This window comes from Streptomyces sp. NPDC034099, from assembly GCF_055575415.1.
In genome coordinates, this window is the sequence record NZ_JBVISR010000010.1 from 1 (window position 1) to 24,014 (window position 24,014).

Sequence of the window (24,014 nt, forward strand, 5' to 3'; positions counted from 1 at the left end):
GCGTTGTCGTCGGTTGCCAGGGCTCCGCCCTGTCGCCCTCCTCCGCCTTGCAGCTGCACGCACCACGCCCCGCTCGGCTGGGCTGAAAGCGCAGTGACTCTCAGCCGACCTGATCCAAACGACAGGCCCTAGGTCGCCAGCGTCACCTCTCGGTGGGCCGGGTCCCTGACCTCGCCGACCAGGAGTTCCAGTACGTCCTCCAGCGCGACCAGGCCGAGCACCTTCCCGGACGCGTCCGTGACCTGGGCCAGGTGGGTCGCCGCGCGGCGCATCACCGTGAGGGCGTCGTCCAGGGGGAGTTCGGGGCGCAGCGTGGTCATCGGGCGCCACAGGTGCTGGGGGACGGCGCGGTCGGACTCCTCCAGGTCGAGGACGTCCTTGACGTGCAGGTAGCCCATGAAGGCGCCCTGGTCCGCCGCTATCGGGAAGCGCGAGTACCCGGTGCGGGCGGTGAGCGCGACGATCTCCCCGGGCGTGACCGAGGGGCTGACCGTCACCAGGGACTCGCGTCCGAGGAGGACGTCGGTGACCGGGCGGGAGCCCAGTTCCAGGGCGTCCTCCAGGCGTTCCTGTTCCTCCGGGTCGAGGAGTCCTGCCTGGCCGGCGTCCTCCACCAGGCGGTTGAGCTGCTCGCTGGTGAAGACCGCCTCGACCTCGTCCTTGGGCTCGACGTGGAAGAGCCGCAGGATGCCCTGGGCGCAGGCGCCGAGCGCCACGGTGATGGGCCTGCACAGGCGGGCGAAGGCGACGAGGCCGGGGCTGAGCCACAGCGCGGCCTTCTCGGGGGCGGCCATCGCGAGGTTCTTCGGGACCATCTCGCCGATGACGAGGTGGCAGAAGACCACGGCGGCCAGCGCGATGACGTAGCCGAGCGGGTGGATCATGCCGTGCGGCAGGTGGATCCACTCGAAGACCGGCTCCAGCAGGTGGGCGACGGTCGGTTCGGCGACGGCGCCGAGGGTCAGCGAGCAGACGGTGATGCCGAACTGGGCGGCGGCCATCATCTGCGGCAGCCGTTCCAGGCCGTACAGCACCTGTCGGGCGCGGGCGGTGCCGAGGGGTTCGATCTGGCTGCGGCGCACGGAGACGAGGGCGAACTCGGCGCCGACGAAGAAGCCGTTGGCGAGCACGAGCAGCGCGGCGAAGAGGAGTTGCAGGACGCTCATCGGACGGCCTCCAGGGCGGAGACCGCGGCGGTGCGCACCAGTCGTATCCGCTCGGCGCGGTAGTGGCCGACCTGGCGGACGGAGAGCCGCCAGCCGGGCAGTTCCGCGCGGTCCCCGACGGCCGGGATGCGGCCGAGCAGGTCGGCGACGAGTCCGGCCACCGTCTCGTACGGGCCCTCGGGCGCCTCCAGGCCGACGCGGCGCAGAGCGTCCACCCGGCAGCTGCCGTCGACGTCCCAGGCGGGGCGTCCCTCCTCGGGCGGAGCGGGGGCTAGTTCGGGCACGTCGAGGCCGTCGTGCTCGTCGCGGACCTCGCCGACGATCTCCTCGACGATGTCCTCCAGGGTGACGACGCCGGCCGTGCCGCCGTACTCGTCGACCACGACCGCGATGGGCTGCTCGCTGCGCAGGCGGGTGAGCAGGGGCCGTACGGGCAGGGACTCGGGGACGAGCAGCGCGGGGCGGGCGATCCGGCCGGCCGGGGTGCGCAGCCGGTCGTGCACGGGGACCGCGAGGGCGTCCTTGAGGTGCACCATGCCGACGATCTCGTCGATCTTCTCCCGGTAGACGGGGAAGCGGGACAGACCGGTGGCGCGGGTCAGGTTGACGACGTCCTCGGCGGTGGCCGAGGAGTGCAGGGCGCTGACCTTCACCCGGGGGGTCATGACGTGCTGGGCGGTCAGTTCGCCGAGGGAGAGGGTCCGTACGAAGAGGTCGGCGGTGTCCTGTTCCAGGGCGCCGGCCCGGGCCGAGTGCCGGGCCAGGGAGACCAGTTCACCGGGGGTGCGGGCGGAGGCCAGTTCCTCGGCGGGTTCGACGCCCAGGGCGCGGACCAGGCGGTTGGCCACGGTGTTGAGCGCGGCGATCACCGGGTGGAAGAGCCGGGCGAAGGCGTGCTGGGGGCCGGCGACGAAACGGGCGACCTGGAGCGGCTTGGACACCGCCCAGTTCTTGGGCACCAGCTCGCCGATCACCATCTGGACCGCGGAGGCCAGCAGCATGCCGACGACGACCGACACACCGGACACGGCCCCGTCGGGGACGCCGATCGCCGTGAACGGGCCGTCGAGCAGCCGGGCGAGCGCCGGTTCGGCGAGCATGCCGACGACGAGGGAGGTGATGGTGATCCCGAGCTGGGTGCCGGAGAGCTGGAAGGACAGCTCCTTGAGGGACTCGACGACCCGGTGGGCGCGCCGGTCGCCGGCCGCGGCGGCCTGCTCGGCGTCGGGCCGTTCGACGGTCACCAGGCCGAACTCGGCCGCGACGAAGAAGCCGTTGGCGAGGATCAGCAGGAACGCGGCTGCCAGAAGCAGCAGGGGGGTGGTCATGATGCCGCCGCCTGTGGGGTGTCACAGCAGGGGGCGGCGCAAGTACTGCAGGACGATCCGTCCATCGCCGGAGGGAGTCACTCCTCGGGTAGCAGGAACCCCGCGCACCGGGCGGAGCGACGGGGGCGGGGACGCGACGGCCGCGTCCGCGTTCCCAGATTAATCACGAAAAGGGTGCCCGCGGCAGGGTCGGCGGCGCGCCGTCAGTCACGTGGAGCCTCGGGGAGGGCACCGGAGCGGGCCTCCACGAGGTCGCGCAGGGCGCGTGCGTCGGCGAGGGCGCGCTGCCTGGCGATGCCCGGCTGGATGCCGAGCGCGGGCAGGCTGGTGCCGTCGCTGAGGTCGAGGAAGACCCAGGGGTCGCCCTGGCGGAGGTTGACCCGGAGGATCTCGGGCCAGACGAGGTGACGCCTGGCGGTCAGGTTGACCACGGTCACACCCGTCTCGTCGGCGACGACCCGGGGCCGGGCCAGCAGGAGCAGCACGGCGGCCAGGACGAGGGCGGTGAACACGAAACTGAGGCGCTCGCCGGGGCCGAGGCCGTCCAGCACCATCCCGACCGCCGTGATGGTCGCGAAGGCGAGGACCGCGAGGACGATCAGGACGGCACGGGTGCGGCCAGGACGGAAGGTGACGGGCAGGGCCGGCAGGTCGTCCGGCGTGGTGTCGGGCATGGTGTGGCTCCGGGTCGTGCTCCGGGAGGGGGGTCTGTCCGGCGGATCAGGTCGCAGGAAAGACACGGCACCTCATTGACGCTGGTGAGCGGGGTCTGGTGCGTGCAGCTGCAAGGCGGAGGAGGGCGACAGGGCGGAGCCCTGGCAACCGACGACAACGCCGCAGATGCGCGTGCCAGACCCCGCGTCTGCGGCATGATCCGCCGGACAGGCCCCAGGGGGTCAGAGCCGGCAGGCGTGGATGGCCGTGGTCAGGATGGCCCGGGCGCCGATCTCGTACAGGTCGTCCATGATCCGCTGGGCCTCCTTGGCCGGGACCATCGCGCGGACGGCGACCCAGCCCTCGTTGTGCAGCGGGGACACGGTCGGCGACTCCAGGCCGGGGGTGAGGGCGACGGCCTTCTCCAGCTGCTCCACCCGGCAGTCGTAGTCCATCATCACGTAGGTCCGGGCCACCAGGACGCCCTGGAGTCGGCGCAGGAACTGCTGGACCTTGGGCTCGGTGGTGTCGTCGGGCTCGGCGTTCGAGCGGCGGATGACGATGGCCTCGGACTTCATGATGGGCTCGCCGAAGACCTCCAGGCCCGCGTTGCGCAGGGAGGTGCCGGTCTCGACGACGTCCGCGATGACCTCGGCGACGCCGAGCTCGATGGCGGTCTCGACGGCGCCGTCGAGGTGGACGACGGAGGCGTCGACGCCCTGCTCGGCGAGGTGGGCGGCGACGATGCCCTCGTAGGAGGTGGCGACGGTGCGGCCCTTGAGGTCCGTGACGCCGTTCGCGGTGCCCGGCTTGCCGGCGAAGCGGAAGGTGGAGCGGGCGAAGCCGAGCGGGAGGATCTCCTCGGCGTCGGCGCCGGAGTCGATCAGCAGGTCGCGGCCGGTGATGCCGATGTCGAGCTTGCCGGAGGAGACGTAGATCGCGATGTCGCGGGGGCGGAGGTAGAAGAACTCGACCTCGTTGGTCGGGTCGACGATCCGCAGTTCCTTGGCCTCGCGGCGCTGCTGGTAGCCGGCCTCATGCAGCATCTCCCCCGCGGGGCCTGACAGGGAACCCTTGTTGGGGACGGCGATGCGCAGCATGAGGTCGGCTTCCTTTGCGTGAAGGGGTGGGGAAAGGGGGGTGCGGTGGCTTACAGGTGGGCGTAGACGTCGTCCAGGGAGATGCCGCGGGCGACCATCATCACCTGGACGTGGTACAGCAGCTGGGAGATCTCCTCCGCGGCGGCGTCCTTGCCCTCGTACTCGGCGGCCATCCAGACCTCGGCGGCCTCCTCGACGACCTTCTTGCCGATGGCGTGGACCCCCTTGTCCACCAGTTCGGCGGTGCGGGAGGTGGCGGGGTCGCCGTTGGCGGCCTTGTGCTGGAGCTCGGTGAAGAGCTCCTCGAAAGTCTTCTTGGACATGGTGCCGCCCACTTTACGCGTAGTGCCGACCGGCCTAACGCCACGGTTCGGATACCGAGCGGAGCGTGGCCGCCGTGGCGACGGCCGCGGTCACCGCCTCGTGTCCCTTGTCCTCGCTGGAGCCCTCGATGCCGGCCCGGTCCAGGGCCTGCTCCTCGGTGTCGCAGGTGAGGACGCCGAAGCCGACGGGCACGCCGGTCTCGACGGACACCTGGACCAGGCCCTGGGTGACGCCCTGGCACACGTAGTCGAAGTGCGGGGTGCCGCCGCGGATGACGACGCCGAGGGCGACGATCGCGTCGTAACCGCGGCCCGCGAGGACCTTGGCGACCACCGGCAGCTCGAAGCTGCCGGGGACCCTGAGCAGGGTCGGCTCGTCGATCCCCAGCTCGTGCAGGGCGCGCAGGGCGCCGTCCACCAGTCCGTCCATCACCTTGTCGTGCCACTGCGACGCGATCACGGCGACCCTGAGGTCCCCGACGTTGCGTACGGACAGTTCCGGTGCACCCTTGCCGCTCACGTGTCTCCTCGTCGTACTTGCTTACTGGTTGCCGCAGGTGGACACGGGGGTCGTGTCCAGCCAGGGCAGGTCGTGTCCCATCCGGTCCCGCTTGGTGCGCAGGTAGCGGAGGTTGTGCTCGCCGGCCTGGACGGGCATGGGTTCGCGGCCGCTGACCGTGACGCCGTGCCGTTCCAGGGCCTCGCTCTTGTCCGGGTTGTTGGTCATCAGGCGGACGGCGCGTACCCCGAGGTCCCGGAGGATCTGGGCGCCGGCGCCGTAGTCGCGGGCGTCGGCGGGCAGGCCGAGTTCCAGGTTGGCGTCGAGGGTGTCCCGGCCGCGCTCCTGGAGTTCGTAGGCGCGCAGCTTGGACATCAGGCCGATGCCGCGTCCCTCGTGGCCGCGCAGATAGACGACCACGCCCCGGCCCTCGGCCTGGATGCGGTCCAGGGAGGCGTCGAGCTGGGGTCCGCAGTCACAGCGCTGGGAGCCGAAGACGTCTCCGGTGAGGCACTCGGAGTGGACGCGGACCAGGACGTCCCCGCCGTCGCCGAGGTCGCCGTGCACGAGGGCGATGTGCTCGACGCCGTCGACCGTGGAGCGGTAGCCGTACGCCGTGAACTCGCCGTGCCGGGTGGGCAGTCGGACCTCGGCCACGCGGCTGACGGTGGGCTCCTCGCTGCGCCGGTAGGCGACGAGGTCCTCGATGGAGATGATCGTCAGGCCGTGCTTGCGGGCGAACGGGATCAGCTCGGGCAGCCGCAGCATGCGCCCGTCCTCGCCGGCGATCTCCACGATGGCGCCGGCCGGGCGCAGTCCGGCGAGGCGGGCGAGGTCGACGGCGGCCTCGGTGTGTCCGTTGCGGACGAGCACGCCGCCGGGGCGGGCGCGCAGCGGGAAGACGTGCCCGGGGCGGACCAGGTCGGTGGGTTCGGCGGCGCCGCTCGCCAGGAGTCGGAGGGTGGTGGCGCGGTCCGAGGCGGAGATGCCGGTGCTGACGCCGTGGGCGGCGGTGGCGTCCACGGAGACGGTGAAGGCGGTCTTCATCGACTCGGTGTTGTCGTCGACCATCTGCGGGAGCCGGAGCCGGTCCAGTTCCCCGCCCTCCATGGGCGCGCAGATCAGACCGCGGCACTCGGTCATCATGAAGGCGACGATCTCCTCGGTCGCCTTCTCGGCGGCGATGACGAGGTCGCCCTCGTTCTCGCGGTTCTCGTCGTCGACGACCACGACGGGGCGGCCCGCGGCGATGTCCGCGACGGCCCGCTCGACCGGGTCGAGGGAGAGGTCGTCGATGCCGTCGGGGCTGTAGAGGATCGGTGCCGAAGTCATGCGGGCGCTCCTTCGGGGAGGGGGCGGGCCGCGTTGCGCGAGCGCAGCCACCAGTCGCGCAGGCCCCACAGGACGAGCGCGCCGTAGAGGACGTAGACGAAGCCGGAGAAGGCGAAGCCGTTGGCGAAGTTCAGCGGGACGCCGACGAGGTCGACCAGCAGCCAGGCGAACCAGAACTCGACCATGCCGCGGGCCTGGGCGTACATGGCGACGACGGTGCCCACGAAGATGTACGCGTCCGGCCACGGGTCCCAGGACAGGGTGGGGTAGGCGGTGAACAGGGCGCCCACCGCGAGGGTGCCGACGGCGGCCGCGGCGACCAGCGCACCGCGCTCGCGCCAGGTGGCGAACCGTACGGCGACGGAGCCGTCCTGGGTCTGTCGCCGGCCGCGGTTCCACTGCCAGAAGCCCCAGGCGGCGACGACCATGACGACGATCTGCTTGCCCGCGCTGCCCGAGAGGTGGGCGGTGGCGAAGGCCGCGAAGAGGACCAGCCCGGAGACGAACTGCACGGGCCAGGTCCAGATCGAGCGCCGCCAGCCGAGGGCGAGGCCGAGCAGACCGATCACGTTGCCGATCATGTCGGACCACTTGATGTGCTGGTCGAAGAGCGTGAACGCCTCGGAGTTGAGCCAGTTCACCGGGCTTCTCCCTGTTCGACGTGGCCGCCGAGCAGCCGCTCGACGTACTTCGCGATGACGTCGACCTCGAGGTTGACCGGGTCGCCGGGCTGCTTGATGCCCAGCGTGGTCAGGGCGAGGGTGGTGGGGATGAGGCTGACGGTGAAGAAGTCGGGTCCCGCGTCGACGACGGTGAGGCTGATGCCGTCGACGGTGATGGAGCCCTTCTCCACGACGTAGCGGGCGAGGTCGGCGGGCAGCGAGATCTTGACGATCTCCCAGTGCTCGGAGGGCTTGCGCTCCAGGATCTCGCCGGTGCCGTCGACGTGGCCCTGCACGATGTGGCCTCCGAGCCGGGCGCCGACGGCGGTGGGCCGCTCCAGGTTGACCCGGGAGCCGACGGCGAGGGCGCCGAGGCTGGAGCGGTTCAGGGTCTCGGCCATCACGTCGGCGGTGAACTCGTCGCCCTCGTGGTCGACGACCGTGAGGCAGACGCCGTTGACGGCGATGGAGTCGCCGTGGCGGGCTCCTTCGGTGACCGCGGGCCCGCGCAGGCGGAAGCGACAGGCGTCGTCGAGGGTCTCGACGGCGGTGATCTCGCCCAGCTCTTCGACGATTCCGGTGAACACTTCCCGGGTCCTCCTGCCTCTTCGGGCACGGACTCCGGGGCTGTCGGAACGACAGAGTCACGGACGAGGACACCGGGAGCGACGCCGGACAGGACGCACCCCTGACGGGCACGCCCAGAAATCGGCGGCGCGCACGTATGCTCGCCCGCCGCGCACTGCCTCCCATCCGGACTTTAACCGTCGGTCCAGGAATTTCACCTGGTCAACCGGTCGCTGGAAGCGACCGGGTCGCGGACTGTAACCGCCGGTTCGGACTTTCACCGACCCCGGAGTGCGCTGCTTCTGGTACACGGCCAGTGTGCCACGACTGATCCCCGCCCATGCGGACGGAGTGTGTGGAGTGGCTCACAGAACGCTCCGTCCGGACCGGGCCCCCACCCAGGACCGCCCCAACCGGGCCGCCATCCACCCGCATTGAGATTGGTCCATACCTATTGACTCACTGGTCTAGTCCTCTCTAGGGTCTGCGCAACTTCCGTGGAGAGGAACCGACTGTGCCTTCCCCGTCACGCTCCAGATCCCGCCACAGAGTGGGGCCGGCCCTGTCCGCCGCCGTCGCCGCCGTCGCCGGCCTGCTGCTCGCCGGCCTCCCGGCGACCGCCTCGCAGGCCGCCGACCAGGAGTCCTGCCGCCCCGACGGTCTCTACCAGACCCCCGGTGCCGACGTCCCCTACTGCTCGGTCTACGACTTGGCGGGCCGGGAGAAGATGGGCGCCGACCACCCGCGCCGGGTGATCGGGTACTTCACCGGCTGGCGCACGGGCAAGGACGGGAAGCCGGCGTACCTCGCCCCGGACATCCCGTGGGACAAGATCACCCACATCAACTACGCCTTCGCGCACGTCGACGGCGGCAACAGGCTCTCCGTCGGCTCGGACGGCGAGAAGAACGCGGCGACCGGCATGACCTGGCCCGGGGTCGCGGGCGCCGAGATGGACCCGGGTCTCCCCTACAAGGGCCACTTCAACCTGCTCAACAAGTTCAAGAAGCAGCACCCGGACGTCAAGACGATGATCTCGGTGGGCGGCTGGGCCGAGACGGGCGGCTACTTCGCGGACGACGGATCGCGCGTGGACTCGGGCGGCTTCTACTCGATGGCCACCAAGGCGGACGGCTCCGTCAACCAGGCCGGTATCGACACCTTCGCGGACTCGGCGGTCGACTTCGTCAGGAAGTACGGCTTCAACGGCGTCGACATCGACTACGAGTACCCGACGACGATGAAGGACGCGGGCAACCCGCTCGACTGGTCCTTCGCGAACGGCCGCCGGGCCGGTCTGGTCAAGGGCTACGCGGCGCTGATGAAGACGCTGCGCGAGAAGCTCGACCGCGCGGGCGCCGCGGACGGCAGGCACTACCTCCTCTCCGTGGCGGCGCCGTCCTCCGGGTACCTGCTGCGCGGCATGGAGACCTTCCAGGTCCAGAAGTACCTGGACTACGTCAACATCATGTCGTACGACCTGCACGGCGCCTGGAACGAGTACGTCGGCCCGAACGCCTCGCTCTTCGACGACGGCAGGGACGCCGAGCTGGCCGCCGCGGGTGTCTACGGCAGCGCCCAGTACGGCGGCGTCGGCTACCTCAACACCGACTGGGCCTACCACTACTTCCGCGGCTCCATGCCGGCCGGCCGCATCAACATCGGCCTGCCGTACTACACCCGCGGCCACAGGAACGTCCAGGGCGGGACCGACGGCCTGTGGGGCAGGGCGTCCGCCTCCTCCTGTCCGGCGGGCTCCGGCCTGGCCAAGTGCGGGGACGGCGCTGTCGGCATCGACAACCTCTGGCACGACCTCGACACCGACGGGAAGGAATCCCCGGCGGGCTCCAACCCGATGTGGCACGCCAAGAACCTGGAGAAGGGCATCGTCGGCGACTACGTCACCGACTACGGCTTCCCGGCGGACACGAAGCTGACGGGCACCTACGCCCGCAAGTACGACGCGACGCTGGTCGCCCCCTGGCTGTGGAACGCCGAGAAGAAGGTCTTCCTCTCCACCGAGGACGAGCAGTCGGTCGGGGCCAAGGCCGACTACGTGGCGGACCGCGGCATCGGCGGCACGATGGTCTGGGAGCTGGCCGGCGACTACGGCTGGAACGCCGCCAAGGGCCAGTACGAGCCGGGCGACACCCTCACCTCCCTGATGTACGACACGTTCAGGTCGGCCGCGCCGTACGGGGCGAAGAAGTCGGACGCGGACCTGCCGGCGGAGGCCGTGAACGTGGACGTGGAGTTCACGGACTTCAAGCTGGGCGACTCCAACTACCCGATCACGCCCAGGCTGCGGATCACGAACCGCACGAAGACCGCGCTGCCGGGCGGCACGGAGTTCCAGTTCGACTACGGGACCTCGGCCCCGGGGAACGCCTCCGACCAGTCCGGTTTCGGCACCAAGGTCATCAGGAGCGACCACACCGGCGGCAACGTGGGCGGGCTGAAGGGTGACTTCCACCGGGTGTCGCTGAAGCTGCCGGCGTGGCAGTCGCTGGCGCCGGGCGCGACCGTCGACCTGTCGTTCAACTACTACCTGCCCGTGTCGACCCCGTCGAACTGGACGGTGACGATCGGCGGCACGGCGTACGCCCTGGCCGGCGACCTCGCCCGGGGCACGACCGTGGTGGACCCGGGGACGCAGACGCCGACCCCCACACCTACGCCGACGGGCACCCAGTCCCCGGGGCCGAGCCCCAGTCCGACGGACGGCACCGGACAGTGCGCCGTCCCGGCCTGGGACGCGGCCGCGTCGTACGGCGGTGGCATCACGGTGTCCCACCGCGGGCACACGTGGAAGTCCAAGTGGTGGACGAAGGGCGAGGAGCCCGGAACCACCGGCGAATGGGGTGTCTGGCAGGACCTCGGCGCCTGCTGACCCCACCCGAACGGGCCCGGCGGCGGTGACGAAGGCCCTTGCCCGCCGTCGGGTCCCCCGACGCACCCTGCCGGGCTCCGGCAGGGTGCGCGGTCCTTCGGGCTGCGCGACGGTGTGAGGGGCGGGCCGCGTTGCGCGAGCGCAGCCACCAGTCGCGCAGGCCCACAGGACGAGCGCGCCGTAGAGGACGCAGACGAAGCCGGAGAAGGCGAAGCCGTTGGCGAAGTTCAGCGGGACGCCGACGAGGTCGACCAGCAGCCAGGCGAACCAGAACTCGACCATGCCGCGGGCCTGGGCGTACATGGCGACGACGGTGCCCACGAAGATGTACGCGTCCGGCCACGGGTCCCAGGACAGGGTGGGGTGGACGGTGCTGCGGGCCACCCAGTCCCACGACCTGGTGGTGCAGGTGCTCCAGGCCCTGGCCAAGGCCCCGGTCGTGGTGCTGCCGGCCCGTGTCTCGGACCAGCCGGTGGAGGTGGCGGAGGTCGCGGACCGGCTCGCCGGACTGGCCGTGGGAGCGCCCGCCGGGCGGGGGCCGGATCTGGGCGGTCCCGAGGTGCGCACCTTCGAGTCGTTGGCCCCTGCCTGTCTGGGCGCGACGGGCCGTGGTGAACGTGCCGCTCGCGGGGAAGACTTACCGCGCGTTCCGCGCGGGCGGGCACCTCGCACCCGAGTACGCGGTCGGCGAGGGCACGTTCGAGGAGTACCCGGCGGTGCGGTTCGACGGTGGGGAGGGCGGGCGGCGCGGATGAGCGGACGGACGTGGCTGCGGGCGGGGCTGGCCGTGCTCGCGGGCGGCCAGGTGGTGCTGGGGCTGTGGATCCTGCTGCTGCCCGAGCTGTTCTGGAAGTGGCCGTGGGTGTCGCACCTGCCGCCCTACAACGAACACCTGCTCCGGGACTTCGGCGGGGCGAGCCTCGCGCTCGCCGTGGTGCTGTGCGCGGCGGTGGCGACGATGGAGCGCCGCCTGGTACTGACGGCGCTGGTCGCCTACCTGGTCTCCTCCGTCGCCCACCTCCTGTTCCACGCCCGGCACCTGGAGCCTTTGTCGGTGGCGGGTGCCGCGGGTTTCATGGTGCTGCTGGGGACGGCGGTGCTGCTCCCGGCGGTACTGGTGTGGCTGGCGGCGGACCGCTCGGCGTTCCACGAGCCGGCCGCCGCAGAACGACGGCCGGCTTCCTGAGCACGCCCCTTCCCGGCCGTCGACGGCAGTGACCGCCCCGGTGTCACGCCCCTGCACGCCGCTCCGCCGGGACGAGCGCACTCGCGCCCCGGGTAGCCGGTCGCCCGCCATGATCCCTCCCCGCGGGGCGGACCAGCCCGCCCCGGGCGCCGCGGGCTAGCGCTCCGGCGGTGCGAAGAGTTCGTCCTGGGCGCGGTCGCGGGCGGTCAGCAGGGCGCCGCGCAGTACCGCGCCGCCGCCCAGGGCGCTCGGCCGTACCTCCGTGGCCAGCGGGGACATCCGGGTGAGGCGGTGCTGGACGCGGTCGGCGAGGGCGGCGGCGCCGGCCTGGCCGATCTCACCGGCGAGGACCAGGCAGCCGGGGTCGAGGACGGAGACGACGGCGGCGGCGCCGAGGACGACCCGGTCGGCGAGCGCGTCGAGGAACCGCTCGGCGCCCGGGTCGTCACCGGACGCCGAGCGGCGTACCGCCTCCCGGACCAGCGCGGCGGCGTGCGGCTCGGGCCCGGTGGGCCGTGCCGTCACGCCGTGCTCCGCCGCGAGGGCGGTGACCGCCGCCGAGCCCGCCACGGAGTGGAAGCCGCCGTCGCAGTCGGTGGCGGAGGGCAGGCCCGCGGTGCCCGGCACCGGCATGAAGCCGATCTCGCCCGCGCCTCCGGAGACGCCCCGGCGCAGGGTGCCGTCCAGGACGACGGCGGCGCCGATGCCGAGGCCGAGCCAGAGCAGGACGAAGGTCTCGCGGTCCCGGGCGGCACCGTCGCGCTGTTCGGCCAGAGCGGCGAGGTTGGTCTCGTTCTCGACGCCGACCCGCGCCTCGGGGAACTTCTCCTGGAGCGCCGCCATCAGGCGGCGGTGCCACTCGGGCAGCCCGCTGGAATCCCGGAGTTCGCCGCCGACCGGGTCGATCAGGCCGGGCGCGCCGATCCCGACGGTGTGCAGCCGGTCGGCGCCGGCCTCCTTCACCGCGCGCTCGACCAGGCTCACCGCCTGTTCCACCGCGGGACCGGTGCCGGAGTGGTCGTCGATCGGCACGGAGCCCTCGGCGAGGACCCGGCCGAGCAGGTCGGAGACGAGCACGGCGACGCCCCGGGTGCGCACGTCGAGGGCGGCGAGGTACGCGCGCTCGGCGACGATCCCGTACAGCTTGGCGTTGGGGCCGCGGCGCTGCTCGCCGGACTCCCCCGCCACCTCGATCAGTCCGGAGGCGGTGAGGCGTTCGACGAGGTCGGCGACGGTGGGCCGGGACAGGCCGGTCAGCTGCTTCAACTGCCCTGCCGTCAACGGTCCTTCCCGTTGGAGCAGGTGCAGGGCGAGCCGGTCGTTGATGGCCCGGGCGGTGCTCGGGGATGCGGGCATGCCGGGATCCTTCCAGATCGGCGGCGCGGGGGCCCACGCCGGTAATCCACTATCTATCAGGCAGGCTCCCTGATAGTTTACGCCGCGGACTGAAGGACACGAAGGGGTGGACCATGAGCACAGCGACCTACGGGCGACGCGAGGTGAAGCACGCCCGGTACGCCGTCGCGGCCGTCTTCGCCGTGCACGGCTCCGTCACCGGCTCTTTCGCGACCCGCGTGCCGTGGATCCAGGACCACGCCGGCGTGAGCGCGGGCCAGTTGGGGCTGGCGCTCGCCTTCCCGGCGCTCGGCGCGTCCCTCGCCATGCCGCTGGCCGGGAGCGTCAGCCACCGCTTCGGCGCCCGTACCGCCCTGCGCGGTCTGCTGGCCCTGTGGACACTGGCGCTGGTCCTGCCCTCCCTCGCCACGAACCTGCTCACCCTCTGTCTCGCGCTGTTCGTCTACGGCGCCACGGCGGGCATGTCGGACGTGGCGATGAACGCCCTGGGCGTCGAGATCGAGAACCGTCTCGACAAGTCGATCATGTCCGGGCTGCACGGCATGTGGAGCGCGGGCGCGCTGATCGGTTCGGCGGCCGGCACACTCGCCGCCCACCTGGGGACGGACGCCCGGACCCACCACATCCTGGCCGCCGCGGTGCTGACCGTGGCGGGCCTGGTCGCCTGCACCTGGGTGCTGGACCTCCAGCCCGCCGAGGACGAGGACCCGCCGCCGCGTTTCGCGCTGCCGCCCAGGTCGGCGCTGCTGATCGGCGCGGTCGGGTTCTGCGCGGTGTTCGCGGAGGGCGCGAGCCTGGACTGGTCCGCGGTCTATCTGCGGGACGAGCTGGAGACCTCGGCCGGTCTGGCGGCGGCCTGCACGACGGGCTTCACGCTGACGATGGCGCTGGCCCGGCTCGCCGGCGACAAGGTGGTGGACCGGTTCGGCGCGGTGCGCACCGTCCGGGTGAGCGGCGTGCTGGCCACCCTCGGCGGTCTGCTCGTCGTGGTCGGCGGCCATCCGGCGGTGGCGATGTCCGGCTTCGCGCTGATGGGCCTCGGCATCGCCGTGGTCGTCCCGCTGTGCTTCGCCGCGGCCGGCCGGGCCGGCTCCAACCCGAGCCTGGCCATCGCGGGCGTCGCCACCATCACGTACACCTCGGGCCTGGTCGCGCCGAGCGCGATCGGCGGTCTGGCCCAGGCGACCAGTCTGGTGGTGTCGTTCGGTCTGGTGACCCTGCTGGCCTGCTGCCTGGTGGTGTTCGCGCGGGTGCTGAAATCCGGGGACCGGAACCGCCCGAAGATCAGTCCGCCGGTCGCAGAAGTGCCCGGCCGGCAGTCCTGAACGCCTCGCTCCACGGCGCCGGGCGCAGCGTCCGGGAGTCCAGCCGGACCAGCACCCGGGTGCCGCGGGCGTAGGTGGTGGCGCCGTCCGCCGAGCAGAACCGGAAGCCGTAGGTCAGCCCGGTGGTGCCGAGCCGGTCCAGCCACAGGTGGACGGCGTACGTGCCGGGCCGGGTGACCGGCGCCTCGTAGCCGATCGTCAGTTCCCTGACCGCGTTGCAGGCGTCCCCGGCCGTCGCCCAGTCACCCTCGAACCGGACGCCGTACCCGGCCCACAGCTCCGTCCAGGCCCGCTCGACCATCACCGGGTAGCGGGCGTTGTGCAGCAGTCCGAGCGCGTCCAGGTCGTCGAAGTGGACGGTGACGGGGACGAGCCGGCCGTGGGACAGGGCGGGGGCGGTGGGGGCTTCGGCGGTCACGGGCGGGGCTCCTGGTCGTGCTCGGGTGTGCTCGGTACGGCGGTTCCCCTCATCCTAAGCGGACGCTCAGGAGACCCGTCGGGGAAGGGTGCAGGTCAACCGCACGGCCGGCACCCCTGACAATGGTCCGGTCAGACCTCGGTACAGAGAAAGCGAAACCTCACCATGGACCTCGGCGTGCGTTGGAAGCTGCACGGGGACGGCAAGGTGCCCGCCCCCGGAGCGGTGGTCCGCCCCGACGAACGGCTCTCGTGGCCCCGCACGGCCGGGCTGGGCGCCCAGCACGTGGTGGCCATGTTCGGGGCGTCGTTCGTGGCTCCGGTCCTGATGGGCCTGGACCCCAACCTCGCCATCATGATGTCGGGCGTGGCGACCGTCATCTTCCTGCTCGCCACCCGCGGCCGGGTGCCCAGCTACCTCGGCTGCTCGCTCTCCTTCGTCGGCGTCGCCGCGGTGATCCGGGCCCAGGGCGGCACCAGTGCCACGGTCACCGGCGCGGTCCTCGTCGTCGGAGTCGCGCTGTTCCTGGTGGGACTCGCCGTGCAGCGGTTCGGGGCGCGGATCATCCACGCCGCGATGCCGCCGGTGGTCACCGGCGCCGTGGTGATGCTGATCGGCTTCAACCTGGCCCCCGTGACCGCGTCCACCTACTGGCCGCAGGACCAGTGGACGGCGCTCCTGGTGATGCTCTTCACCGGTCTGGCCGTGGTGTGCCTGCGCGGCTTCTGGTCCCGGATCGCGATCTTCCTGGGGCTGGTCTTCGGGTACGTCCTGTCCTGGGCCCTCGACCGGATCTTCGGGAAGATCCACTCGGTGGACGGCAGCGGCAAGCTCACCGACCACTGGCGGCTGGACTTCTCCGCCGTGGGCCGGGCCGACTGGATCGGACTGCCGACCTTCCACGGGCCGAGCTTCGAGTGGTCGGCGATCCTGGTCGCCCTGCCGGTCGTCATCGCCCTGATCGCGGAGAACGCCGGGCACGTCAAGGCGGTCGGCGAGATGACCGGCGACAACCTGGACGACCGGCTCGGCACGGCGATCTCCGCCGACGGCATCGGCTCGGTGCTCTCCACCGCCGTCGGCGGTCCGCCCAACACCACGTACTCCGAGAACATCGGCGTGATGGCCGCGACCCGGGTCTACTCGACGGCCGCCTACTGGGCCGCGGCGGGCTTCGCCCTGCTCTTCGGCCTCTGCCCGAAGTTCGGCGCGGTCGTCGCGGCGATCCCCGGCGGCGTGCTCGGCGGCATCACCGTCATCCTCTACGGCATGATCGGCCTGCTCGGCGCCCAGATCTGGATCAACGCCGGGGTGGACCTGCGCAACCCGCTGAACCTGGTACCGGCCGCCGCGGGCATCATCATCGGCGTCGGCAACGTCAGCATGGAGTTCACCGACACCTTCTCCCTGAGCGGCATCGCGCTCGGCACCCTGGTCGTCATCACCGGCTACCACGCGCTGCGCGCCTTCGCCCCGGCCCACCTCAAGACGCAGCAGCCGCTGCTCGACGAGGGCACGTCGTCGTACGACGCGAAGTCCGAGGACGGGAGCGCCGGCGGCGACGGCGACGGTGACGGCGGGGCTCAGCGCGCCAGGTCGTAGGCGTACGAGGGTGTGAACGTCCCCGGCTCGCCCCGGCAGCCGTCCGACTCGCCGGGCAGCTTGACCCAGAGGTAGGCGTCGATGCGCCCCATGCCGGTGGTGAGGGTCGGCGGGCGGCCGAGCCTGCGGCCGGCCGGGTCGCACCACTCCCCGTCGGGCGGGGCGCCGTTGCCGTTGCGGCTGGTGTCGATGACGGCGCCGAGGCTCTCCGGGCCGCCCAGCGCGTCGAGGACCGCGCGGTCGTAGGCGACCTCGTCGGCGGTGGCGTGGAAGTTGGAGACGTTGCTGAAGACGCCGTCGGAGGAGTCGGCCGAGGCGGCACCGGCCTGCTTCAGCCACGCCGCCTGCTCGGCGGGCGCGTGCCAGCCGGAGTGCCCCGCGTCGAAGTAGACCCGGGCGCGGGGATCGGCGTCCTTCATCACCCGGCCCGCCCGGGCCAGGGAGGCGAAGCGGTCGGCGCGCTCGGCGGCGGACAGGCACGCGGACTGGGCGACCGAGTCGGGTTCCAGCACGACGATCACCTCACCGGAGCCCAGCCCGGCGGCGAACCGGTCGATCCAGGTGTCGTAGGCATCGAGGTCGGGCGCGCCGCCCTCGGAGTGGCCGCCGCAGTCGCGGTCGGGTATCGCGTACGGCACGAGGACCGGAACCCGGCCCCGGGCGGCGCCCGCGGCGGTGACGGCGCGGACCCGGGAGGTGAGGGTGGCCGGTGCGGGATCGGTGAACCAGACGGCGGCCGGGTGCCCGGCTATCCGGGACGCGATGACGTCCTGGCGCGGGTCGCCCGGGTGGGCCCGGACCCAGTCGAGGACCTGCGACTCGGGGTGCCGGTAGAGCCGGGTGGCGATCCCCGGGGTCCGGGGTTCCTTCTTCGCCGAGGTCCGCCTCGGCGAAGGGCCGGGAGTCGGCTTCCCGGCGGTCGGGGTCGGCGACGCGGTGCGCGACGGCGACACCGACGGGGACGGGGACGGCGAGACGGGCAGGGCGTCCAGCCGCACCGAGTGGGTCACACGCGGGCGGGCGGTGCCGGCACCGCCGTCGCCCTCGCCGCCGAGCGCGGTGAGCATGCCGGCGACGGTCCCCACCGCGACGACGACGGACGCCGCGGCGACCATCGCACCGCGGCCGGCGGCACGCCCGCGCTCGGCCCCGCGAGCGTTCCGACGCCGGGCACGACGGCCTGACACGTACGATCCCCCTCCCCCGCGCGGCGGGCGCGTTCCCCCGTTCTGGGGAAGCGTCGGGCCCGCCGGCACAGCCGTCAGCCTAAAGCTGCGACGCTGCCGCCATGGCGCACTGCGAGCAAGTCCCGACGGCCGCCTTGACGGTGGACACCGTGCTGTCCCGGATGCGCGCCCTCGACACGGCGCTGCCGGCCCGGGACGGGATCGCCGTCTTCAACCGCGTCTACCTGTCCGTCACGGAGGCCGTCGACCGGCACATCGACGGCGGCCGGTTCTCGGACGCCTCGGCCGCGATCGCGCTGGACGTGCGGTTCGCGGAGCGCTACCTGGCCGCCGTGGACGCGGCGGAGGAGGGCCGCCGTCCGCCCGCGTGCTGGCGTCCCGTGTTCCAGTTCCGCCGCCATCCCGGGGTACGGCCGCTGCAGTTCGCGCTGGCGGGCATCAACGCGCACATCGGCCACGACCTCGCGCTGGCCGTGGTGGACACCTGTCGTACGCTCGGCTGCGAACCCGTCGAGCTGGAGGACGAGTTCGACCGCGTGGGCGATCTCCTCGTCTCGCTGGAGGAGCGCATCCGCGACGAGCTGATGCCGGGTCCCGACCTCCTCCAGATCGCCGACCCGCTGACCCATCTGCTCGGCTCCTGGAGCCTGGAGCGCGCCCGCGAGGCCACCTGGGCGGCGGCCCGCGCGCTGTGGGCGCTGCGTCGGCTGCCGGACGTCGCCGGGGAGTTCACCGTACGGCTGGACGCCGCGGTGGGCTTCGCGGGCCGCATGCTGCTGACGCCCCTGCCGGACTGACCGGCGGGTTCTCGCGGCGTGCGCTCCCGGAACTCCCGTGCGATCGCTGTACGTTGAAACTGGTGGGTCCCATGGGCCACCCGGTGGGAACCATGGGCGACATCGCACCCCGACTGCGAAGGAGCACCCCGGTATGACGACCCGGCTCGGACTCGGCCTTCCCCAGATGCGGCAGTACGACATCGGCAAGGACGTCCCCGACGTGGCGCGCGCGGCGGAGCGGATGGGCTACGAGGGCCTGTGGGTGTTCGAGCGCGCCCTGTACCCGGAGCCCGCGACCCAGGGGCTCTACGGCATCGAGGGCCTGCCCTGGCCGGACTCTTACCGGAGTGTGGCGGAGCCGCTGGTCACCCTCGCCCTCGCCGCCGCGGTCACGGAGCGGGCCCGGCTGGGCACGAGCGTGCTGGTCGCCCCGCTGCACGTCCCCTTCCAGCTGGCCAAGTCGCTGGCCACGCTGGACGCGGCGAGCGGCGGCCGGGTGGTGGCGGGCTTCGGCACCGGCTGGTCGCACGACGAGTACGCGGCGGCGTCCGTACGGCCGTTCGCCGAGCGCGGCGCCGCCCTCGACGAGCTGATCGGGGTGTGCCGGGCGGTGTGGGGACCCGACCCGGTGGTGTACGACGGCGAGGTCACGAAGATCGCGTCCGCCGTGGTCGGCCCCAAACCCGCCCGGCCGATCCCGATCCTGCTGGCGGCGGGCGACAGCGGGCGGGCCCGGCGCCGCCTGGTCGACCACGCCGACGGCTGGCTGCCGACCGGCATCGGCGCCGAGACCGTCGCCGCCCAGTTGCGGGAACTGCGGGAACTGGCCGCCGAGCGGGGCCGCACGAAGCCCGTCCGGACGGTGCTGCGGGTCAACACCCGCTACAGCGCCGCGAACTACGAGGGCTCCGACCGCCGCCCCTTCCAGGGCGGCGTCGACCAGATCGTCGAGGACCTGGCCGCGCACGCCGAGGTCGGTTTCGACGAGATCCTCATCGACGTGCAGAGCACCACGCGCGACGCCGAGGAACTGAAGGACGTCGCCGCCCAGGTGTACGAGAAGGCGAGGGCGGCGGGGATCTAGTCCTCGGGCAGCTCCACCGGCGCGATCTCCTCGTACAGGTCGCCGGGGCCCGGGTTGGTCGGGTCGGTCTCGCCGCCGAGGTGGTGCATGACGCCCCAGACCGCGTTCAGCGCGGTCTGGACGGCGCCCTCCGCCCAGCCGGCCGTCCAGGAGATGTCGTCGCCGGCGAGGAAGATGCCCCGCTTGTCCTCGGGCAGCCGGTCCTGCATGAAGTGGGTGAACAGGCGGCGCTGGTAGCGGTAGTGGCCCGGCAGGTTGGCCTTGAACGCGCCCATGAAGTAGGGCTCGTTCTCCCAGGAGACGGTCACCGGGTTGCCGATGATGTGCTTCCTGATGTCGACCTTGGGGTAGATCTCGCCGAGCGACTTCAGCATGACCTCCATCCGCTCGTTCGCGGACAGCGGCAGCCACTTCAGGCTGTCGTCGCACCAGGTGTAGGAGAGGCAGATGACGGCGGGCCGGTCCGGGCCGTCGTCGAGCAGGTAGGTGCCGCGGGTCATGCGGTCGGTGAGCGTCATCGACATGACGTCCCGGCCGGTGACCTCGTCTTTGTCCAGCCAGAAAGGCCGGTCCACGGGCACGAAGAGCTTGCTGGACTCCATGTAGTGGGTGCGCTCGATCGCGGTCCAGTGGTCGATCGGGAAGAGCGAGTCGTCGCAGGCGATCTTCGAGAGCAGCATCCAGGACTGGGCGGTGAAGATCGCCGCCCGGTAGGTGCGGATGTCGCCGTCGGCGTCGGTCACGGTGATGCGGTTGCCGGCGGTGCGGTTCAGCCGGGTCACGGCCGGGCGGGGTTCGCCGTCCACGTGCAGGGACTTCAGCGAGGTGCCGTGCGGCCAGTGGACGATCTTCTCGGGCTCGCGCTCCCAGAGCCTGAGCGGCAGCTGCTGGGAGCCGCCGACGATGCCGCGGTGGTGGTCGTCGGCCTCGGTGTAGACGACGCGGAGGATCTCCAGGATGGAGTTGGGGAAGTCGGTGTCCCAGCCGCCGGTGCCGAAGCCGACCTGGCCGAAGATCTCGCGGTGCCGGAAGGACTTGAAGGCCTCGGAGTCGCACAGGAAGCCGTAGAAGGTCTGGTTGTCGAGCTTCTCGACCAGCCTCGCCCAGATCTCGCGGATGCGCGGGACGTCGCGCTCGCGCAGGGCGCGGTTCATGTCGGAGAAGTCGGCGCCCTCTTCGAGGCACTTCGCCCAGGCGTCGGCGACGTCCCGGTAGACCTGCGGCAGGTCGTCGAGCGTCTCGGCGTAGTGCGACTCGCCCTTGAGGTCGACGACCGTCGAGGGGGTCGCCTCGGCCAGCGGGTTGGGGAAGGCCCGCGTCTCCAGACCCACCAGGTCGATGTAGTGCCGCAGGGCGGTGGAGGACGGCGGGAAGCGCATCGCGCCCATCTCGGCGGTCAGCGAGGGGTCGCAGCCGTCGAAGCCGACGGTGCGCAGGCGTCCGCCGATCCGGTCGGCCTCGTAGACAACGGGCCGCAGGCCCATCTTCATCAGCTCGTAGGCGGCCACGATGCCGGACAGGCCGCCGCCGATGACCGCGACCTCGGTGCCGTGACCGGTCGCGGGTATCTGGCCGAGTCCGGCGGGGTGGGCGAGGAAGTCGTCGTACGCGTACGGGAAGTCCGGCCCGAACATGGTGATCGGCGGCTGCTGCTCGTCTGCGTGCTCGATCGCGTTGGGCACGGTGGACGTCATGGGGTACGGACTCCTTGCACGGGTGAAACGGGGGGGGAACGAGGGAGGCGGGACGCGCGGTTCGGGGCTCAGGCGAGGGTGCCGTAGAGGCCGGGGCGGCGGTCCTCGAGGTACGGGTTGGCCTCGCGCGAGGCGGCCAGGAAGGCCGGGTCGACGTCGGCGAGGACGAGTTCCTCGGCGTGCCCCGCCCTGGCGCGGGCGATGCCGTCGGGCCCCGCGAGGGTGGACAGGCCGACGAACTCGAACTCGCCCTCGTGGCCGACGCGGTTGACGTACGCGACGTACATCTGGTTCTCGAAGGCCCGCACCGGCACGACGGACTCGGCGACGAACTGGAACGGGTGCATCTGCGCGGTCGGAACGAGCAGCAGGTCGGTGCCGGCCAGGGCGTGGGCGCGGACGTTCTCCGGGAACTCCACGTCGTAGCAGATCATCAGGCCGACGGTGAGGCCGTCGAGCCGCGCCTGTACGACGGGCCGCTCCCCCGGTGTGAAGTGGTCGCGCTCGAAGCAGCCGAAGAGGTGGGTCTTGCGGTAGCCGGCCAGGCGGGTGCCGTCGGCGGAGATCAGCTGCACGGAGTTGAAGACGCGCTCGCCCTCCCGCTCCGGGTAGCCGTAGGCGATCGCGAGGCCGTGGCGCCCGGTGATCTCCGCGACGGCGTCGGCCGCGTCGCCGTCGGCGGGCTCGGCGAGGACGCCGATGCCGTCGCCGATGGCGTACCCGGTCAGGAACAGCTCGGAGGTGACGAGCAGCGCGGCGCCCGCGGCGGCGGCGCGGCCCGCGGCCTCGTCGAGGACCTTGAGGTTCTCGGCGGTGGAACCGGGGCGGCCGGAGCTCTGGAGCAGGGCGGTGCGCATGCGTGTTCCTCACCGGAAGGAAGGGGGTCGGGGGCCAGATAGACGGTACGGTCGGCGGACTCGGCCGGACAAGACGGACCTGTTGCGCGCCGGTGAGCGGATCGTTGCGTGCGCCCGGCACCGGACGGCGATTCGTTGCGCCCCCTCCGGCGGGGAGGTCAGGAAGGGGACCGGCGACTTCGGCGTCGTGCCCCGGCAGCCGCGGCTGCGGTCCGGACGGCACCGGCCAGCAGCAGCGCCGTCAGGACGTACGGCACTGCGGACAGCGCGAAGGCGGTGCCGTGGCCCCACGCCGTGGCCGCGGCCGCGTAGGCGCCGTAGGTGGCGAGGTTGCCCAGCTCCGTGCCGAGGCCCGCGACCGAGGTCAGGGTGGCCCGCCCGGTGTCGTCGATGCGCTGCTGGAGGCGGGCGTCGGCCAGCACGGTCGCGAGCTGGAAACCGCCGAAGGCGAGCGCCACCAGGACGAGGGCGGCCGGTGTCCCGGCCAGGCCGCCCACGGCCAGGGCGAGCGCCGAGCCGGTGAGCAGGGCGGCGAACCCGTTGGCGGTCAGGCGTTCCGCCGCACCGGCCAGCAGGCTGCCGGCCGTGGCACCGGCCCAGATCACCAGCAGCAGCCAGGGCACGGTCTCGGGCGCCACCCCGGTGTCGCGCGCCAGCAGCGGGGTGTACTCGTCGAGCGCGCCCCACACCGCGGTCACGGCCGGTACGAGGAGCAGCGCGCCGCGCACGGACCGGTCGGCGCGGGCGTCGGCGAGTCCGGCCCGCAGCGTCGCGGACCAGCGTTCTCCGCCGACGGCGGGTGTGCGGTGCTCGGGGAACCGGGTCGCCACCGCCGCCCCGGCCAGACAGGCGAGCACGCTCGCCGCGCCCACCGCGTCGTAGCCGCCCCAGGCGAACACCGGACCGGCCAGGCCCATGGCGGACATGGTCGCGGCGATGCCGATCGCCCGGGCCCGGCCCATGACGCGGGCGTAGTGGTGGGCCGCGCCGGCCCGGTCCAGCTCGTCGTAGACCAGCGCCTCCAGGGCGCCCGAGCCGAGCGCGCCGCCGGCGCCCCACAGCAGGAAGCCGAGCGCGAAGGCGCCGTAGGACGGCAGGAGCACCCACAGGGCGAACCCGGCGGCGGTGAGCAGCGGGCCGAGGACCAGCAGCAGCCGCCGGGAGACGGCGTCGGCCCAGGCGCCGGAGGGCACCTCCAGCAGGACGCCGGTCAGCGACCACAGGGCGAAGAGCGAGGCCGTCTGCCAGACGGACAGACCGGTGTCGCTGAAGAGCAGCGCGTACACCGGGTAGAGCAGGACGAACTCGTCGCAGAACGCGGAGGCGTACAGCGTGCGCACGAGCCGGCGGGTGCCGGCGGGCGCGGTGGCGGCACGCTCGGGCGGAGGTGAGACGGTCATGAGGCCTTCCCGAGGGGGCGGATCGGACACCGGAGGTACGGCGTCCGGGGCGGCCCTCGGGAGGAGGCGCCACGGGTGGCGCGGGTGGATCAATGTCGCCAGGTCATGGCACCGATGCTAGACGGAACGCGACGCCCTGCCCAGCGGATTACGCGGGCGAACCCGACGAGAAGCGCCGCAGCAGCGGCGAGAGCACCAGCACGGACTTGGTGCGCTCCACGAACGGTTCCCCGGCGATCCGCTCCAGGACTCGCTCGAAGTGCCGCATGTCGGAGGCGAAGACCTGGGCGACCGCGTCCGCGTCCCCGGTGACGGTGGACGCGGCCACGACCTCCTGGTAGCGATCCAGGCCCCGCTGGATGGTCTCGGGCGAGGTGTTGCGGCGGCAGAAGATCTCGACGAACCCCTCGGTCTCCCAGCCCAGCGCGGCGGGGTCGACCCGTACGGTGAAACCGGTGATGGCTCCTGTGGCGCGCAGCCGGTCAACGCGCCGTTTCACGGCGGGCGCGGAGAGGCCGACCGACTGCCCGATGTCCGCGTAGGAGCGGCGGGCGTCCTCGGCGAGGGCGTGCACGATGCGTTCGTCGAGATCGTTCAGCACTGCG

General features: G+C 72.4%; 22 protein-coding genes, 2 pseudogenes and 1 riboswitch. Of the genes and pseudogenes, 7 read left to right on the plus strand and 17 right to left on the minus strand.

Features of this window, described 5'->3' with window-relative positions; translation table 11 throughout:
* Window positions 1-128: 128 nt before the first annotated feature.
* The 9 genes from ACZ56V_RS26405 to ACZ56V_RS26445 form a co-directional block, all read right to left on the minus strand.
* On the minus strand, window positions 129-1,166 hold the full coding sequence (locus ACZ56V_RS26405; RefSeq protein WP_398917069.1) for a hemolysin family protein: 1,038 nt from the start codon (window positions 1,164-1,166) through the stop codon (window positions 129-131).
* Window positions 1,163-2,494, minus strand: a complete 1,332-nt coding sequence (locus ACZ56V_RS26410; RefSeq protein WP_104633963.1) for a hemolysin family protein — start codon at window positions 2,492-2,494, stop codon at window positions 1,163-1,165. Before ACZ56V_RS26410 ends, ACZ56V_RS26405 begins: the two co-directional genes overlap by 4 nt.
* Window positions 2,495-2,697: 203 nt before the next feature.
* Window positions 2,698-3,168 carry a PH domain-containing protein gene (locus tag ACZ56V_RS26415; RefSeq protein ID WP_468945688.1) on the minus strand — a complete coding sequence of 157 codons (471 nt, stop codon included), beginning with the start codon at window positions 3,166-3,168 and terminating at the stop codon, window positions 2,698-2,700.
* Between the two features lie 222 nt (window positions 3,169-3,390).
* Entirely contained in the window at window positions 3,391-4,248 is an 858-nt protein-coding gene (hisG, locus tag ACZ56V_RS26420) for an ATP phosphoribosyltransferase (RefSeq protein WP_052837925.1), read from the minus strand.
* Between the two features lie 50 nt (window positions 4,249-4,298).
* Window positions 4,299-4,571 carry a phosphoribosyl-ATP diphosphatase gene (locus ACZ56V_RS26425; RefSeq protein WP_011027788.1) on the minus strand — a complete coding sequence of 91 codons (273 nt, stop codon included), beginning with the start codon at window positions 4,569-4,571 and terminating at the stop codon, window positions 4,299-4,301.
* Between the two features lie 34 nt (window positions 4,572-4,605).
* Window positions 4,606-5,091, minus strand: coding sequence for a 6,7-dimethyl-8-ribityllumazine synthase (gene ribH, locus ACZ56V_RS26430; protein ID WP_003977385.1), 486 nt, complete (start codon window positions 5,089-5,091; stop codon window positions 4,606-4,608).
* A gap of 21 nt (window positions 5,092-5,112) precedes the next feature.
* On the minus strand, window positions 5,113-6,402 hold the full coding sequence (locus tag ACZ56V_RS26435; RefSeq protein ID WP_468945692.1) for a bifunctional 3,4-dihydroxy-2-butanone-4-phosphate synthase/GTP cyclohydrolase II: 1,290 nt from the start codon (window positions 6,400-6,402) through the stop codon (window positions 5,113-5,115).
* Window positions 6,399-7,043 (minus strand): nicotinamide mononucleotide transporter family protein, encoded by a 645-nt coding sequence (locus ACZ56V_RS26440; protein WP_061445809.1) that lies wholly within the window; start codon window positions 7,041-7,043, stop codon window positions 6,399-6,401. Before ACZ56V_RS26440 ends, ACZ56V_RS26435 begins: the two co-directional genes overlap by 4 nt.
* Window positions 7,040-7,651: a riboflavin synthase gene (locus ACZ56V_RS26445; protein ID WP_398917076.1), complete on the minus strand. Its 612-nt coding sequence runs from the start codon at window positions 7,649-7,651 to the stop codon at window positions 7,040-7,042. The genes ACZ56V_RS26440 and ACZ56V_RS26445 overlap by 4 nt, the downstream gene beginning before the upstream one ends.
* Window positions 7,652-7,799: 148 nt before the next feature.
* Window positions 7,800-7,930, minus strand: a riboswitch (FMN riboswitch).
* Between the two features lie 215 nt (window positions 7,931-8,145).
* Between ACZ56V_RS26445 and ACZ56V_RS26450 the strand changes: the two genes are divergently transcribed.
* Complete coding sequence (locus tag ACZ56V_RS26450) at window positions 8,146-10,521, plus strand: chitinase C-terminal domain-containing protein (RefSeq protein WP_468945696.1); 2,376 nt, start codon at window positions 8,146-8,148, stop codon at window positions 10,519-10,521.
* A 118-nt stretch (window positions 10,522-10,639) separates the two neighbouring features.
* Here ACZ56V_RS26450 and ACZ56V_RS26455 read toward each other — a convergent pair.
* Window positions 10,640-10,893: pseudogene (locus tag ACZ56V_RS26455) on the minus strand (nicotinamide mononucleotide transporter); the annotation flags it as partial.
* Between ACZ56V_RS26455 and ACZ56V_RS26460 the strand changes: the two are divergent.
* Both ACZ56V_RS26460 and ACZ56V_RS26465 read left to right on the plus strand, forming a co-directional pair.
* A pseudogene (locus ACZ56V_RS26460) lies at window positions 10,880-11,276 on the plus strand (nucleoside-diphosphate sugar epimerase); the annotation flags it as partial. The pseudogenes ACZ56V_RS26455 and ACZ56V_RS26460 overlap by 14 nt on opposite strands.
* On the plus strand, window positions 11,273-11,707 hold the full coding sequence (locus ACZ56V_RS26465) for a hypothetical protein (RefSeq protein WP_467381859.1): 435 nt from the start codon (window positions 11,273-11,275) through the stop codon (window positions 11,705-11,707). The pseudogene ACZ56V_RS26460 and the gene ACZ56V_RS26465, both read left to right, overlap by 4 nt.
* 156 nt (window positions 11,708-11,863) lie before the next feature.
* Here the strand turns inward: ACZ56V_RS26465 and ACZ56V_RS26470 are convergent, their stop codons facing one another.
* The gene (locus ACZ56V_RS26470; RefSeq protein ID WP_398917082.1) at window positions 11,864-13,063 is read right to left on the minus strand and encodes an ROK family transcriptional regulator; all 1,200 of its coding nucleotides are present in this window, start codon (window positions 13,061-13,063) and stop codon (window positions 11,864-11,866) included.
* A 113-nt stretch (window positions 13,064-13,176) separates the two neighbouring features.
* On the opposite strand from ACZ56V_RS26470, the gene ACZ56V_RS26475 reads away from it, so the two are divergent.
* Window positions 13,177-14,388 (plus strand): MFS transporter, encoded by a 1,212-nt coding sequence (locus tag ACZ56V_RS26475; protein WP_468945700.1) that lies wholly within the window; start codon window positions 13,177-13,179, stop codon window positions 14,386-14,388.
* On the opposite strand, the gene ACZ56V_RS26480 is transcribed toward ACZ56V_RS26475, so the two are convergent.
* Window positions 14,348-14,806, minus strand: coding sequence for an acyl-CoA thioesterase (locus ACZ56V_RS26480; protein ID WP_468945703.1), 459 nt, complete (start codon window positions 14,804-14,806; stop codon window positions 14,348-14,350). The two genes, ACZ56V_RS26475 and ACZ56V_RS26480, sit on opposite strands and share 41 nt — an antisense overlap.
* Before the next feature lie 165 nt (window positions 14,807-14,971).
* Between ACZ56V_RS26480 and ACZ56V_RS26485 the strand changes: the two genes are divergently transcribed.
* A complete protein-coding gene (locus ACZ56V_RS26485; protein ID WP_398917085.1) occupies window positions 14,972-16,408 on the plus strand; it encodes a uracil-xanthine permease family protein in 1,437 nt (478 codons plus the stop codon).
* On the opposite strand, the gene ACZ56V_RS26490 is transcribed toward ACZ56V_RS26485, so the two are convergent.
* The gene (locus ACZ56V_RS26490) at window positions 16,390-17,523 is read right to left on the minus strand and encodes a glycoside hydrolase family 6 protein (protein ID WP_398917212.1); all 1,134 of its coding nucleotides are present in this window, start codon (window positions 17,521-17,523) and stop codon (window positions 16,390-16,392) included. The two genes, ACZ56V_RS26485 and ACZ56V_RS26490, sit on opposite strands and share 19 nt — an antisense overlap.
* Before the next feature lie 173 nt (window positions 17,524-17,696).
* On the opposite strand from ACZ56V_RS26490, the gene ACZ56V_RS26495 reads away from it, so the two are divergent.
* Window positions 17,697-18,392 carry a DUF5995 family protein gene (locus tag ACZ56V_RS26495; protein ID WP_468945706.1) on the plus strand — a complete coding sequence of 232 codons (696 nt, stop codon included), beginning with the start codon at window positions 17,697-17,699 and terminating at the stop codon, window positions 18,390-18,392.
* A 133-nt stretch (window positions 18,393-18,525) separates the two neighbouring features.
* Window positions 18,526-19,458 carry an LLM class F420-dependent oxidoreductase gene (locus tag ACZ56V_RS26500; RefSeq protein ID WP_468945708.1) on the plus strand — a complete coding sequence of 311 codons (933 nt, stop codon included), beginning with the start codon at window positions 18,526-18,528 and terminating at the stop codon, window positions 19,456-19,458.
* On the opposite strand, the gene ACZ56V_RS26505 is transcribed toward ACZ56V_RS26500, so the two are convergent.
* From ACZ56V_RS26505 to ACZ56V_RS26520, 4 genes are all read right to left on the minus strand, one after another.
* On the minus strand, window positions 19,455-21,152 hold the full coding sequence (locus tag ACZ56V_RS26505; protein WP_468945711.1) for a flavin monoamine oxidase family protein: 1,698 nt from the start codon (window positions 21,150-21,152) through the stop codon (window positions 19,455-19,457). The genes ACZ56V_RS26500 and ACZ56V_RS26505 overlap by 4 nt on opposite strands.
* Window positions 21,153-21,220: 68 nt before the next feature.
* Window positions 21,221-22,009, minus strand: coding sequence for a carbon-nitrogen hydrolase family protein (locus ACZ56V_RS26510; RefSeq protein ID WP_398917093.1), 789 nt, complete (start codon window positions 22,007-22,009; stop codon window positions 21,221-21,223).
* A gap of 158 nt (window positions 22,010-22,167) precedes the next feature.
* Window positions 22,168-23,409: an MFS transporter gene (locus ACZ56V_RS26515; RefSeq protein ID WP_468945715.1), complete on the minus strand. Its 1,242-nt coding sequence runs from the start codon at window positions 23,407-23,409 to the stop codon at window positions 22,168-22,170.
* A gap of 148 nt (window positions 23,410-23,557) precedes the next feature.
* A complete protein-coding gene (locus ACZ56V_RS26520; protein ID WP_398917096.1) occupies window positions 23,558-24,010 on the minus strand; it encodes an Lrp/AsnC family transcriptional regulator in 453 nt (150 codons plus the stop codon).
* Window positions 24,011-24,014 lie beyond the last annotated feature (4 nt).